A 13,250-nucleotide genomic window follows, 5' to 3' on the forward strand; every position below is an offset into this window, starting at 1 on the left:
GGCATGGCGGCGGAACGCTTCCTCCAGAGCCGTTGGGTCGATCCCTTGCAAAATCAGCCGAAGGCCCGAATAGGACGGCGCATAGCGCAAGTTCAGTTTGAAGGCTTTGTTCAGTCGCTGTCGATGAATGCGAATGAACTCATGCAGTTGCCGATAGGAATTGGCGCCGGCGACCATGGCCAGGATCGCGTAAAGCAGCACGGTCGCCAACTCAAACCGCTGGCCTTCCCGTCGACGATGATCTGGAACCGAGCGCAAAATCTCAAGCAGCGACACCGCCATCCGACAACCTCCGATTCGGGTTGTCGTTGATAGATTCACACATTTTCGCCCGCGGGAATCCTAAAGCTCCCTCAAAGTCTAGAGAACTGAACAGCCCTGAAAGCTACCGGGAGCGCTCCGCAGCCCGCAGAGCCGAAAGGGAGGAAGCACCAATCTTGGCTTAACAGGCCATGGCGTCACATCAGCCTCATTGAAGTGTAATTGTCGCTCGCAAAAACCACTATCGACAATTACCGAGACCGAAGCAGAAAACCATCAGCGTCAATTAGAGTAATTGTCGTCACGATACCCTCTTTCCAAACGACAATTATACAAATAACGTCATCATCGCTACTCGACGACAGCCCATTTTGGCCAGTCTAATTGTCGGTAAGCGGCCTTCATAATTGTCGCGTTGCAGCTCGATGAACTGAATGTATTTTGCTACATGCGCGGCCATGATGCGCCGACGGCCGATCAGGTCAAGCGAGCGAAGAAACTGGGGCAACGAATGTCAAACGTATACAAATTCGATCCGAACGCCATCCGCGAGCGCAAGCGACTGAACGGGAAAACGCCGCCAATGTCGGCCAGGGAGACCGAGGAGACGAAGGCCCGCAAGGACTCCCGCAGGGCATGGCTCCTCTTCGCCGGTGCGGTGATCCTGCTGACGCTACTCAAGGCATTTTTACCTCTTTGATAACGCATAGGCGTCGACGATCATCTGCCCCCGATTTTGTACGAGCGAGGAAATGAAGACAGAGACAAGGCATCTCGTTTCGACGACGGCGGAACTGCGTCGATCGAAATGCGACAGGTCCGCCTTCATCGCCAAACCGCGCCTGCCAATTCGCGTTGTTCTCGACCGCGTGACGCAGGCCTACAACATCGGCGCGATGTTTCGGCTTTGCGACGCGATGCTCGCGGAGCGACTGATCATCACCGGGGTCGAAGTCGACCTGAGCAAACGAAATCTGGGGCAGGCCGCGTGTGGAACTCAGTATTGGACGCCCTGGTCTCAAGAAACGTCGGCTGCAGACGCCGTCCTTGGCGCTAGGGACGACGGATACCAGATCGCCGTTGTCGAATTGGCGTCCAACAGCATTCCGCCTGAGGCTTTCATGCCGAAGTTCCCGCTGTGTCTCGTCCTCGGCGGCGAGTTCGATGGCGTGTCCCAGGACGTCGTTGATCTCGCTGACGCCGTCATCGAGATCCCGATGCGCGGCATGGCGAACTCGATCAACGTCTCCACGGCGGCCGCCATTGTTCTTTATGAATTGTCGCGCCGCGCCGAGGCTGTTGGCGCATGAGTTCGAATATCAACGCGGCGTTCGTGAACAAATTGTGGATCGTCGGCCGCGAGGTGACGGTGGAGGCTTCACCGACAGCCGCCGTGTCGGAGGAGCCCTCCTCATCGATCAGCATGCGTACGCCTCGACAACCGGGTCCATCGGCCGCTTGAATTCCCACACCTGCCATTCGTTCTACGACGGGTTCCCGCCGACGGCTTCCATCGTAGAGTTTGCCTATCAAAAGCTTGCGGGATAAACATCCGGCTTGCTTCCCGCCCCCCAGGTGACCCGATGAAAATCCTAAGAACGCGGACCGAGTTCGAGACCGTCGAGCCGATCCAGATCCTCGATATTACAGGACAGGTCCGCGATTGGCTGAAAACGACCGGAATTCGCGAGGGTCTTCTGACCGTGACGTCGCTTCATACGACGGCGCGGGTCAATGTGAATGAGCGCGAGCCGCAGCTGCAAAAGGACATGGTGACCTGGCTGAAGCGATTTGTGCCCCGCGATGGAGACTGGCTGCACAATCTCGTCGCCGTGGACGGACGCGACAACGCTCACTCGCACATCCTCGGGCTTCTCATGAATTCATCCGAGAGCATTCCGGTTGCGGACGGCGAGATGATCCTCGGCAGCTGGCAGGCCATCTTTTTTATTGAACTTGATGGCCCGAGGGAACGTCGCGGGCTTGAGCTTCAAATCATGGGAGAAAGTTGATCATGACGCCGGGCGATATTGCGGGCTTCTACGCCAAGCGGGGTGATCTCAATCCCGAAGACTACATCGAGCTTGATTTCACCTTCGAATGCGCTGGCGATCCGCGCGAAGCCGCCGCACATCTTTGCAGCGAGCAATCCACGGCGCAATGGCGTCGCGTCGGCGTCGACGAAGACTTCCGCCCGCGCTTCGCGGCGAAGGTGCTCGACTTGGAATCCGAGCCGCGCCCTTCCGGGTTCAGCATCCCGGTCGAGTGCGCGGTCCAGGGTCCAGTGCACGCGGTGCGCGCCACAATCGCCCACCCGCATGGCAATTTCGGGCCGCGCATTCCCAATCTGCTTTCCGCTGTCTGTGGCGAAGGCGTTTTCTTCTCGCCCGGCATTCCCCTGATCCGGCTGCAGGATATCCGCTTTCCGGACTCCTACCTCGCGGCATTCGAGGGGCCGAGGTTCGGCGTCGCCGGTTTGCGCGAGCGCCTGCAAGCCTTCGGCCGCCCCATCTTTTTCGGTGTCATCAAGCCGAACATCGGGCTTCCCGCCGAGCCTTTCGCGGAGCTTGGTTATCAAAGCTGGCTTGGCGGCCTCGACATCGCCAAGGACGATGAGATGCTGGCCGACGTCGACTGGTGCCCGCTCAGCGAGCGCGCCGCGGCGTTGGGTGAAGCGCGCCTCCGGGCGGAGCGTGAGACCGGCGTTCCGAAGATCTATCTGGCCAATATTACCGATGAGGTGGACCGGCTTGCGGAACTCCACGATCTCGCGGTCGCGAAAGGCGCAAATGCGCTCCTCATCAACGCAATGCCAGTTGGATTGAGCGGCGTTCGGATGCTGCGCAAGCACGCCACGGTTCCACTTATCGCGCATTTCCCATTCATTGCCGCATTCAGCCGGCTTTCGGGCTACGGTATTCATTCCCGGGTGCTGACCCGACTGCAGCGGCTCGCAGGGTTCGACACGGTCATCATGCCGGGCTTCGGCAGCCGCATGATGACGCCGGAGCACGAGGTTCTGGACTGCGTCCGCGCGTGCCTGGAGCCCATGGGGCATATAAAGCCCTGCCTGCCCGTGCCCGGCGGCAGCGATTGGGCAGGCACCCTGGAGGGCGTCTACCGGAAGGTTGGCAGCGTGGACTTCGGTTTCGTACCGGGACGCGGAGTTTTCGGACATCCGATGGGCCCGCGTGGCGGCGCCGCAAGCATACGGCAGGCATGGGACGCCATCTCGCAGGGAATCCCACTCGCGCAACATGCGCTTGCACATGCCGAGCTTCACGCCGCGCTGGAGGCCTTCGGCCGGCGAGCCTGAGTCGTAGCGCCTGGCGATTCCACCGCTGTGGCCCGCATGCCCGAAATTGGGGCGCAAACGCAGCGTCACACGGTGGCCACGCTGGTCGGCCAGCGCGTGTTCGGCATCGCCTTGATTTATGCAGCTTCCTTGTGGCCTGCGGCGTCGGCCGAGAAGCTGCGCCAGCCTCAAACATTGGAGTCAGACACCGACACCCAAGAAGTCAGGCGATCTTGAGTCCTTGCCTCATCAGGTCGTCAGAGGCGATTCGGATGCCTCGTTCGAGGATGTCGAACATTTTGTTGATTTCGTCCGCGGTGATGATCAGCGGTGGCGAGAACACGCACATGTTGACGATAGGCCGCAGGATCAGGCCAAGCTCCTGGCAGCGCCGGTCTATCTGGGCGCCGACCTTCTGGTCAATCGCCAACGAGTTGTCGCCGCATTCGACGCAACCGACCAGCCCCTTGCCTCGGGTGCTGTTGACGATCGGCAGCTTGCCGAGGGTGGCGAGGCGCTCGGCGAATAGCGGCGTCACGTTGCGGACATGCTCGAGGATGCCATCACGCTCGAAGATCTCGATCGTCTTCAGCGCCGCCGCCGCCGCCACCGGATGGCCAGAATAGGTGAAGCCGCCGGAAAACACCGCTCCCTTCGACTTGTCGCCGGATATATCGGCGATCAGGCGATCCGATATGATGCAGGCGCCCATCGGTACGTAACCGCAGGTAAGTCCCTTGGCGCAGATGATGATGTCGGGGACAATGTCGAACTCCGGTTCGGAGGCGAACCAGTGGCCGAGCCGGCCAAAGCCCGTGACGACCTCGTCAGAAATGTAGAGAACGTCGTGCCGGCGGCAGACTTCCAAGCAGCGTTTGTGATAGCCCTCCGGCGGCACGATGACGCCGCCCGAGGCCAGAATAGGCTCGGCGATGAACGCCGCAACCCGATCGGCCCCTAGCGTCAAGATCGCGTTTTCGAGATCGGCCACCTTCTCGTTAAGGAAAGCCTCCACGCTCACGCCGGCGCGTCGACGAACCGGATTGACGTCGGGCAGGAAACACACGTTTTCGTGGTCTTGGTCGAACCAGACGCGCGTGCGCTCGGTGTCGCTGACGCTTGCCGACAGATAGGTTGAACCATGATAGGCCTTGCGGCGCGTAATCACGACCTTCTTTCTCGGCTTGTCGAGCAGGTTGTTGCGGAAGTGAATGAAACGCAGCGCCGTGTCGACGGCGGTGGAGCCGCCCGTGGTGAAGAACACGTGGTTAAGGTCGCCCGGCGCGCGGCGGGCGAGTTCGTGAGCCAAACGGGCGCTGACCGGACTCGTGTTCGAGAAGGGCGAGAAGTAGCCGAGTTCTTTCGCCTGTTGTGCGATGGCCTCGGCGATCTCGGCGTTGCCATATCCGAGCTGAACGCACCACATGCCGCCAGGGCCGTCAATCAGCCTTTGGCCGTCGGTGGTCGTGACATAGATCCCTTGGCCGCCAGTGATGAAAGTTCGGCTGTTTTTTCCGAGGTCTTCCATCCCCTCCCAAGGATGCAGAAAATGCCGGTTGTCCCAATCAGAGAGAGATTGCTGCGTTGTGTCGGTCGCCATTAAAATGACTCTACTATCCTCAAATTTCGTCGCGCCAGCCAAACCGGCGAAACCGCCTAAAACTGACCGGCGTGGGCATTTCTCGACCCCGAGGGTGAGACCACTGCGGCCGGTCGAAAGTACACACTTAAGCTATAGACTTAATATTTTAATATGTCTACGATGTCCCGCCCGCGCCCCCGACCGGAGGAATATCGAAGCTGCCGACAGCAAACTCCGCCACCGCGATTTGCGCCACCTGGCGCCCGAAGCTGTGGCCGATCCTGTCGGAAATTGAGGGTGAGCCGAAACCCGGACACGCGCGCTGTAGCGCCGGCGGTGTTTCCCCCAATCCTCCGCCAGGCGAAGGTTTGCCCTTCATTCCCTTCGCCATCAATATCTTCGAGCCATTGCGCCCGTTGCGCCCGGGAGTTCTAAAGTGCGGCAAAAGATCGCTCCAGCGATCCGACCAAGTTCGAAGCGGGATTGATGACGCTTAAAAATCCTTGTTCAGCCCGAAAGTGATGGCGTGCTGGCGAGCCTCGCGTCGCGCACAGGCAGTCTCTCCCTTTAACTTGCATAGTCTATCAATTTTATGTACTAGATAGACAATCATGAATCGCCGATGCTCACGCCGCGCAGGAGGGGGTTCGGCTTGGTGCGCCACCCTGCAAAAACCAGGGCGACGCGATCTGAAAAATTTTGGACGCTATTCTTATGCGCTCGACATTAATTCGCGCGTTGGCGCGTGTATCCCTTCTCCCCTGTTTCGCGCTGGCGGCCGCCAGCGCCTATGCCGAAAATGCGAAGCCGAGTTACGGCGGCGACATCGTTCTGGCGACGCTCAAGGAACCTGAGTGCCTCGATCCCACCGTCGGCGGCGATGTGCCGCAGGACATCATCGCCCATCAGTTTCTCGATAGCCTGGTGTCCCAGGACGAACATGCCGGCTACCATCCCTGGCTCGCCAAGTCCTGGGACATTTCCGCTGACGGCTTGCGTTACACTTTCCATCTTCGCGACGATGTGAAATTCACCGATGGCGAGCGCTTCAACGCTGCCGCGGTCAAAGCCAACTTCGATCATTGGCTTGATCCTGCGACCGGTTCGGGCAACATCGCGCCGCAACTCACCAACTATCTCGGCGTCGACATCGTCGATGAATACACTATTGCCGTGAAGCTGAAGACGGCGAACGCCTATTTCCTGACGCTTCTCGCCAATCCCTCGGCGGGCATCCAGTCGCCGAAGGCGGTCACACGCGGCAACGCGGACAATTGCGTCTCGCCAGTCGGAACGGGACCATTCATCGTCACCAATTGGGACCGCGGCCACGCGATCTATTTCAAGCGCAATGAAGACTATAATTGGGCTTCGCCGCTCGCCGAGCATCAGGGCAAGGCTTACGCGGAAAAAGTCGAATGGCGCATTATCGTAGAACCAGCGACGCGTTACAACGGACTCGTCTCCGGCGAGATCGGCGTGGTGGATGGTTTGCCCCCCGAGAACTTCAACGCCGCAAAATCAGCCTCGAACATCAGCATCATCGATGACAATGAACCGGGCGTTCCCTTGCAGATCGATTTCAATACCAAGCGGGCGCCGTTCGACGATATCAAGGTGCGCCGGGCGTTCCTGCACGCGGTCGACATAACGCCCGCGCTGAAGAGCGTCTTTTTCGGCGCCTACAAACAGGCGCGCGGTCCGCTATCGCCCAACACGCCTTTCTACGATCCGGCGTTTGATAACACCTATCCCCACGACATCAAGAAAGCCAACGCGCTGCTCGACGAGGCGGGCTGGACCGGTCGCACCGCTGATGGCTACCGCACCAAGAATGGCAAGACGCTGGAAGCCCATTTCCCGATCTCCGCCAGCACGCAACCGGCGGATTTGGCGCTGTTCGAACAGGTGCAGGCCTTCACGAAGAAAGCCGGATTCAAGGTTTTTCTCGACACGGACGAAGATTCCAAGGTCTTAACACGACAAGCTTCGTGGGATTACGAATTATATATCGACTACTGGAACATAAATACACCTAGTGCTCTAAGATTCATCTATCATTCTGATGGCTTGGTAGGTGTGGATCACGGATCCGGCTATCACAACAACCAGATAGGAATCAAGGATGCACACATTGACGAGCTCTTAGACAAGGGTCCCCAGACGAACGACGCCGCCGAGCGCCAGAAGATCTACTCCGAGGTGCAAAAAATCGTCGCCGATCAAGCGCTCACCGTCCCTCTCTACGTCTATCCGTCTTTATCAGCCTACAACACCGACAAAGTGCGCGGCGTTCATCCCGACTGGTCGATCCACTCCGTCACGCTGTTCGACGCCTGGGTTCCGAAGAAAAACTGATCCGTCGCCGGCCAACGATGGGGAAACCCGTCATTGGCCAGCGGGTTTCCGCTTCGAAGAGGGACTCATGACGATCGAGGACGAAACTTCGCACAAGGCCCCTTCGCGGATCGAGGGCGCGCTGTCGCGCGTCGGCGCGGCTTTGGTCGTGCTTTGGCTATCCGTCACGTTGACATTCATTGCGTTGCAGGTTGCGCCGGGCGATCCGTTGCAAGCGATCTTCGGACCAGGCGTGACGCCGTCGCCGGAGGCCATCGCCTCTATGCGCAAGCAATTCGGTCTCGATCACCCCGTCAGCATTCGCTACCTAGCCTATCTCGTCGGCATCCTCCACGGCGACCTCGGGCTGTCTTACACCACCAAACAGCCGGTTTCTCAACTGGTCCTCGGGCAGGCCGGAAGTTCACTGATGCTGACCGGCGCATCTTTGACCTTAGCTTGGCTGCTGGCGGTGGCGAGCGTCGTGCTGACCACCCGCCGACGCTGGCGCACCGAAGCGGCCGGGCGGTCGCTGGAGATCATCGCCGCCTCGTTGCCCGATTTCTGGCTCGGGCTCATCCTGATCACCATCTTCGCCTTCACGCTGCACTGGTTCCCGTCCGCAGGCGGCGACGGCCTCCAGGCGCTCGTCCTGCCCGCCCTGGCGCTGGCCATCCCGTTGGCCGGCTGGCTGGCGCAAGTCATGCGACAATCTTTCGCCGACGCGCTCGACCAACCGTTCGCGCTCACGGCCCGGGCGCGCGGCGTCGGGGAGTGGCGGATTCGGCTGCGGCATGCGCTGCCGCATGCCGTGCTGCCTGGATTGGCGCTGTCGAGCTGGGCGGTTGGATGGCTGATTGGCGGCTCCGTCGCCATCGAACAGATTTTCGCCCGCAAGGGGATTGGCACGCTGCTGCTCGCCGCCGTCTCCAAGCGCGACTATCCGGTGATCATGGGGAGCGTATTTCTAATCGCTGCCGTCTATGTCGCCGTCAACTTGGCGACCGACGCGATCCACGTCGCCATCGACCCCCGCGAACCAGAAACGGCGTCGTGATGACCAATCTGTTGACGACCGCAGGCGCCGCCCCCGACCTGTCGAGCCGTTGGGCGTCGAAGCTGCCGTTGCAGCGGTTCGCGCTGGGACTCGCGGCGGCGGTGCTCGCGACCGCCGCCCTCGCCGCTATCTTTCCGCAACTCTTGGTCGATCAAGGGCCTTACGATATCGATCCGACAAACGCCTTTTCCCCGCCCTCGCCGCAAGCTTGGTTCGGGACCGACCAGAACGGCCGTGATGTTTTCAGCCGCGTCGTCTACGGCGCCCGCGCCTCCCTGTTCATCGGCATCGTCGCCATTTCCATAGCCCTTTTTCTCGGCGCCGTTCTCGGCATCACAGCGGCCCTGGGCGGTAGATGGCTCGACCTGACCATCCGCCGGTTTATCGACGTCCTCTACGCCTTTCCTGGCATGGTGCTGGCGCTGGTGGTGATCTCCGTCCTCGGCGTCTCGGAGTTGACCATGGCCATCGCGGTGGGGGCAGCCAGCGCCGCTGGATACGCCCACATCATCCGCGCCCAGGCGCTGATCGTGACGCGATCCGACTATGTGGCGGCGGCGCGCGCGCTCGGCCATTCGCCCGCGCGCGTGTTGATCCGCACAATTCTGCCCAATATCGTCCGCATCCTGCTGCCGCTCGCCACACTCGGGGTCGGTCAGACCATCGTTTGGGCGACCGGTCTGAGCTTCCTTGGCCTCGGCGCCAAGCCGCCGGCCGCCGAATGGGGCGCCATGTTGTCGGATAGCCGTAACTACGTTTCGCTCGCCTGGTGGCTCACGGTCTTTCCCGGCGCGGCGATCGCGGTGACCGCGCTCTCTCTCACGGTCATTGGCAAGAGTTTGCAGGCGCGCGTCGAGGGAGGTCGGGTCGGATGAGTGCCAACTTGGCGACGAACGTTGATAGCCGTTCTTTCGTCGACAGCGAACCGCTGATGCGCGTCGCGCATCTCTCGGTTTCTTTTCGGCGCGACAGCCGCTGGGTCAAGGTCATCGACAACATCTCGTTCGACCTGCAGCCGGGCCGTATTCTCGCTCTTGTTGGCGAATCCGGCGCCGGAAAGTCAGTGCTCGCGAGAACGATGCTCGGGCTTGCCGGCGAAGGCGCCGAAATCGCCGCCGAACGTTTCGAGATCGAAGGCGTTTCCGTGGCGGGCGATACGCCGCGGCAGTGGCGGAGGCGGCGAGGACGCCAAATCGGCATGATCCTTCAGGACGCGCTGACCTCGCTCGATCCACTGCGCTCCATCGGCGCGGAGATCGGCGAGACGCTCGACGCGCATCGGCTGTACGCAGGCCACGACCGGCGTCGGCGCGTGCTCGATGCAATGGCGGAAGCCGGTATTCCCGAGCCAGAACACCGCGCGCGGCAATATTCCGGCCAGCTCTCCGGCGGGCTGCGCCAGCGCGCGCTGATCGCCAACGCCATCGTCGCCAACCCTCGCATACTGATTGCCGACGAACCGACGACGGCGCTCGATTCGAGCACCCAGCGCCAGATTCTGGACCTGTTGAAGAGTCTGACCAAGCGCGGCGCCGCGATCTTGCTGATCACCCACGACATCGGCGTCGTCGAGGAGATCGCCGACGATGTCGCCGTCATGAAGGAGGGGCGGATCGTCGAACGCGGCGACGCCCGCGAGGTGCTTGGCGCGCCCAGCCACCCCTATACGCGCTCGCTTCTGGCGGCCCTGCCGGAAGGCAAGCCCAAGGGCGTCCGGCTGCTCGCCGCCAAACCGGCCGTGGCCGCTTTCGCTGCGCCAGCGTCGGCTGCGCCACGTTCTCCGCAAGTCAGTGGCGACGCCATTGTCGCTCATCATCTCACGAAGCGATACCAAGGGCGTGATGGACGAACGCTCGTCGCCGTCGACAATGTCAGTTTCCGCGTCGGCCATGGTCAAACGCTTGGCCTGGTCGGCGGCTCCGGCGCCGGCAAGACGACTGTGGCGCAGATCCTGATGGGCTTTCTCAATCCCGACGAGGGACGCATCGAGATGCTCGGGGCTCGATGGTCGAACCTCGCCGAGAAAGAACGCCGCAGCCGCCGGCGGTTGATTCAAATGGTCTATCAGGATCCGCTCGGTTCCTTCGATCCAAGGCTCAAGGTTGAACACATCCTCCACGACGCGCTCGACGCCAGCGGGCTGAAGGATCGATCCGTCATTCGCCGACGGTCGCTGGAGCTGTTGGATTTCGTGGGGCTACAGGGTTCGCGCCTTACGGCGCACCCGCGCGAACTCTCCGGCGGTCAGCGGCAGCGCGTCGCCATCGCGCGAGCCCTCGCGCCGCAACCGTCGATTCTGCTCTGCGACGAGCCGGTCGCCTCGCTCGATGCGACGACACAGGCGCAGGTGCTCGATCTGCTGGCCGATATCCAGTCGCAACTTGGTCTGAGCATCGTATTCATCAGTCACGACCTCGGCGTCATCCAGCATGTCGCCGACACCATCGTCGTCCTGAAAGACGGCCGTGTCATCGAACAGGGTTCGGCGCAATCGGTTTATGCCGCTCCGGCTCATCCTTATACGCGCGAGCTTTTCGCCGCCGCGCCGCGATGGCGCGCCCGCGCCTGACTCCTCCTTTGCTACAACCGGCGAATAATCGGGCATGACCTGTCGAGCACGCGCGCGCCCTGAACGCACTTGGCGCCCGCCGCCGCCAGAGCCTCGACAACTTCGCCTGCACGACCGAGGCGCTCGCCGAAACCGATCGCCATGCGCCAGATTGCGGGATCAACCTGTGGGATTGCGCCGTCACACGATCTGCCGATCTAACCGTCTATCGAGCCGCGCGCGCGGAGGGGAGCCAGATATGCCAAGAGATTTGTTTATCGGCGGAGACTGGACCGCGCCAGTGCTCGGCGGCCGTATCGAGGTGGTCGATCCGGCAACGGAAGAGACCTTCGATCACATCGGCGCGGCGAGCGCAGTGGACGTAGACCGGGCCGTCCGCGCCGCCCACGCCGCCTTCAATAAAGGGCCTTGGCCCAGACTAACGGGAGCTGAGCGAGCCAGGTATCTCAAGACGATGGCGACTGGGATCGTCGCCCGGCGCGACGAACTCGCCATCATCGAGGTGCGAGACAACGGCAAGCCGCTTGCCGAGGCGCGTTGCGACATCGACGATGCCGCGACTTGCTTGCGTTATTACGCCGACCTCGCGGAGGCGGAGGATCGTCGCGTCGAAAACGTCGGACAGCCCGCCGACCCGAACTATTCGCTACGGGTTGTGCGCGAGCCGATCGGCGTCGTCGGCGCGATCACGCCTTGGAATTACCCGCTGCTGATGTCGATATGGAAGGTGGCGCCGGCTTTGGCCGCCGGCTGCGCCGTCATACTGAAGCCGTCGGAACTCGCCTCGCTGACGTCGCTGGAGCTGGGCTTGATCGCCGAGGCCGCCGGACTCCCGCCCGGCGTACTCAACATCGTCACCGGCTACGGCGCCGACGCCGGTCAAGCTCTGATCGAGCATCCGCTGGTCGACAAGCTCGCTTTCACCGGTTCGGTGACGACCGGCCGCAAAGTCGCCGCGGCAGCAGTCCAGGACATAAAGCGGATCAGCCTCGAACTCGGCGGCAAGTCGCCCTTCGTCGTGTTCGCCGACAGCGACATCGACAAGGCGGTCGAATGGATCATGTTCGGCATTTTCCTCAACCAAGGACAAATTTGTTCGGCGACGTCGCGCGTTCTCGTCGAGGAAAGCCTCTACGACCGTCTCGTCGAGAGACTGGCCGAAGAAGCGGGACGGATCGTCATCGGCAATGGTCTGGACGAGGGAACGCAACTCGGTCCTCTGATTTCTCGTGGCCAATACGACAAGGTGATCGCCGCCATCGAGCGCGGCAAGGCCGAAGGGTCCAGGTTGGCGGCTGGCGGCAAGCGCCCGCTGGGCTTCGCGCGAGGCTATTTCGTCGAGCCGACGGTTTTTGCCGATGTCAGCGCTGACAGCTACCTTTGGCGCGAGGAAATCTTCGGGCCGGTGGTTTGCGTCAAGTCTTTCACGACGGAGGAGGAAGCGATTGAACTGGCCAATGACAGTCGTTTTGGTCTCGCGGCGGCCGTCATGTCGAAGAATCAGGCGCGGGCCGAACGGGTGGCGCGGGCCTTCCGGGCGGGCATAGTCTGGATCAATTGCTCGCAGGCAACCTTCATCGACGCACCCTGGGGCGGCTACAAGCAGTCGGGCATCGGCCGCGAACTCGGCCGCTGGGGGTTCGAGGCTTACCTTGAGGTGAAGCAGATAGCCGCCAATATCTCCGATACCCCCTGTGGCTGGTACAGAAGGTAAGGCCCGATCAACCGGTTTCGAAACCAGTCGGCGCGCGATTTTGGAGACGGTCCACCAAGGCTCCCTGACTCTAGCTTAAGCGAGGTGAGCGAGTCCGATGCCGGTGATCGCCGTTTCGACAATCGGATCCGTCCCGGAGCCGATGCCCGCGAACGGCGGGCCGGCCGCATCGACCCAATGCCCCGTCGCGTTCATATTCCCACGGGACGTACATCACACCGTTGGAGAAGCGGCCAAGCAGGCCTGCATGGTCGAACAGATCGCGTGGATATTCAAGCGCTCACCGCTGTCGGCTGGCGGGCGAAAGTCGCGATAATGGCTTCGGCGGTCTCGGCGAAGCGACTGCCTGGCCCCCCGGGACCCACCGACTGCCAGCTGACGCGGGCGCCCTCCACCAGCAGGGTCAAGCAATCCGCGAGCAGTTCGGCGTCGCGG

At 61.7% G+C, this 13,250-nt stretch carries 11 protein-coding genes; 9 read left to right on the forward strand and 2 right to left on the reverse strand.

Features of this window, described 5'->3' with window-relative positions; translation table 11 throughout:
• A partial coding sequence (locus tag CCR94_RS26490; RefSeq protein ID WP_146089772.1) for a transposase family protein occupies positions 1-282 on the reverse strand: 282 nt, incomplete at its 3' end.
• Positions 283-676: 394 nt separating this feature from the next.
• Here CCR94_RS26490 and CCR94_RS24280 point away from each other — a divergent pair.
• The 4 genes from CCR94_RS24280 to CCR94_RS00665 all read left to right on the forward strand — a co-directional run bounded on the left by CCR94_RS24280 (position 677) and on the right by CCR94_RS00665 (position 3,577).
• Positions 677-961 carry a hypothetical protein gene (locus tag CCR94_RS24280; RefSeq protein ID WP_146089773.1) on the forward strand — a complete coding sequence of 95 codons (285 nt, stop codon included), beginning with the start codon at positions 677-679 and terminating at the stop codon, positions 959-961.
• A gap of 52 nt (positions 962-1,013) precedes the next feature.
• On the forward strand, positions 1,014-1,571 hold the full coding sequence (locus CCR94_RS00655; RefSeq protein ID WP_104505965.1) for a TrmH family RNA methyltransferase: 558 nt from the start codon (positions 1,014-1,016) through the stop codon (positions 1,569-1,571).
• 273 nt (positions 1,572-1,844) lie between these two features.
• Positions 1,845-2,273 (forward strand): secondary thiamine-phosphate synthase enzyme YjbQ, encoded by a 429-nt coding sequence (locus CCR94_RS00660; protein ID WP_104505966.1) that lies wholly within the window; start codon positions 1,845-1,847, stop codon positions 2,271-2,273.
• Positions 2,274-2,275: 2 nt separating this feature from the next.
• Entirely contained in the window at positions 2,276-3,577 is a 1,302-nt protein-coding gene (locus CCR94_RS00665) for a RuBisCO large subunit C-terminal-like domain-containing protein (RefSeq protein ID WP_104505967.1), read from the forward strand.
• A gap of 202 nt (positions 3,578-3,779) precedes the next feature.
• Here CCR94_RS00665 and CCR94_RS00675 read toward each other — a convergent pair whose 3' ends face one another.
• Positions 3,780-5,156: an aminotransferase gene (locus tag CCR94_RS00675; RefSeq protein ID WP_104505969.1), complete on the reverse strand. Its 1,377-nt coding sequence runs from the start codon at positions 5,154-5,156 to the stop codon at positions 3,780-3,782.
• Positions 5,157-5,852: 696 nt separating this feature from the next.
• Here CCR94_RS00675 and CCR94_RS00680 point away from each other — a divergent pair.
• The 5 genes from CCR94_RS00680 to CCR94_RS00700 all read left to right on the forward strand — a co-directional run bounded on the left by CCR94_RS00680 (position 5,853) and on the right by CCR94_RS00700 (position 12,815).
• Positions 5,853-7,496: an ABC transporter substrate-binding protein gene (locus tag CCR94_RS00680; protein WP_104505970.1), complete on the forward strand. Its 1,644-nt coding sequence runs from the start codon at positions 5,853-5,855 to the stop codon at positions 7,494-7,496.
• 67 nt (positions 7,497-7,563) lie between these two features.
• Entirely contained in the window at positions 7,564-8,532 is a 969-nt protein-coding gene (locus CCR94_RS00685) for an ABC transporter permease (RefSeq protein ID WP_104505971.1), read from the forward strand.
• The gene (locus tag CCR94_RS00690) at positions 8,532-9,407 is read left to right on the forward strand and encodes an ABC transporter permease (RefSeq protein ID WP_104505972.1); all 876 of its coding nucleotides are present in this window, start codon (positions 8,532-8,534) and stop codon (positions 9,405-9,407) included. The genes CCR94_RS00685 and CCR94_RS00690 overlap by 1 nt, the downstream gene beginning before the upstream one ends.
• An 8-nt stretch (positions 9,408-9,415) precedes the next feature.
• A complete protein-coding gene (locus tag CCR94_RS00695) occupies positions 9,416-11,101 on the forward strand; it encodes a dipeptide ABC transporter ATP-binding protein (protein WP_244593881.1) in 1,686 nt (561 codons plus the stop codon).
• A 238-nt stretch (positions 11,102-11,339) separates the two neighbouring features.
• Positions 11,340-12,815 (forward strand): aldehyde dehydrogenase family protein, encoded by a 1,476-nt coding sequence (locus CCR94_RS00700; RefSeq protein ID WP_104505974.1) that lies wholly within the window; start codon positions 11,340-11,342, stop codon positions 12,813-12,815.
• Positions 12,816-13,250 lie beyond the last annotated feature (435 nt).

The sequence above is a fragment of the Rhodoblastus sphagnicola genome, from assembly GCF_002937075.1.
GTDB lineage: Bacteria > Pseudomonadota > Alphaproteobacteria > Rhizobiales > Beijerinckiaceae > Rhodoblastus > Rhodoblastus sphagnicola.

Excerpts from the sequence above, each read along its gene's own strand:
- CCR94_RS00685 (WP_104505971.1), top strand. The coding sequence starts at position 7,564 with ATGACGATCGAGGACGAAACTTCGCACAAGGCCCCTTCGCGGATCGAG.
- CCR94_RS00690 (WP_104505972.1), top strand. The coding sequence starts at position 8,532 with ATGACCAATCTGTTGACGACCGCAGGCGCCGCCCCCGACCTGTCGAGC.
- CCR94_RS00680 (WP_104505970.1), top strand. The coding sequence starts at position 5,853 with ATGCGCTCGACATTAATTCGCGCGTTGGCGCGTGTATCCCTTCTCCCC.
- CCR94_RS00675 (WP_104505969.1), bottom strand. The coding sequence starts at position 5,156 with ATGGCGACCGACACAACGCAGCAATCTCTCTCTGATTGGGACAACCGG.
- CCR94_RS00655 (WP_104505965.1), top strand. The coding sequence starts at position 1,014 with ATGAAGACAGAGACAAGGCATCTCGTTTCGACGACGGCGGAACTGCGT.
- CCR94_RS00660 (WP_104505966.1), top strand. The coding sequence starts at position 1,845 with ATGAAAATCCTAAGAACGCGGACCGAGTTCGAGACCGTCGAGCCGATC.
- CCR94_RS00700 (WP_104505974.1), top strand. The coding sequence starts at position 11,340 with ATGCCAAGAGATTTGTTTATCGGCGGAGACTGGACCGCGCCAGTGCTC.
- CCR94_RS00665 (WP_104505967.1), top strand. The coding sequence starts at position 2,276 with ATGACGCCGGGCGATATTGCGGGCTTCTACGCCAAGCGGGGTGATCTC.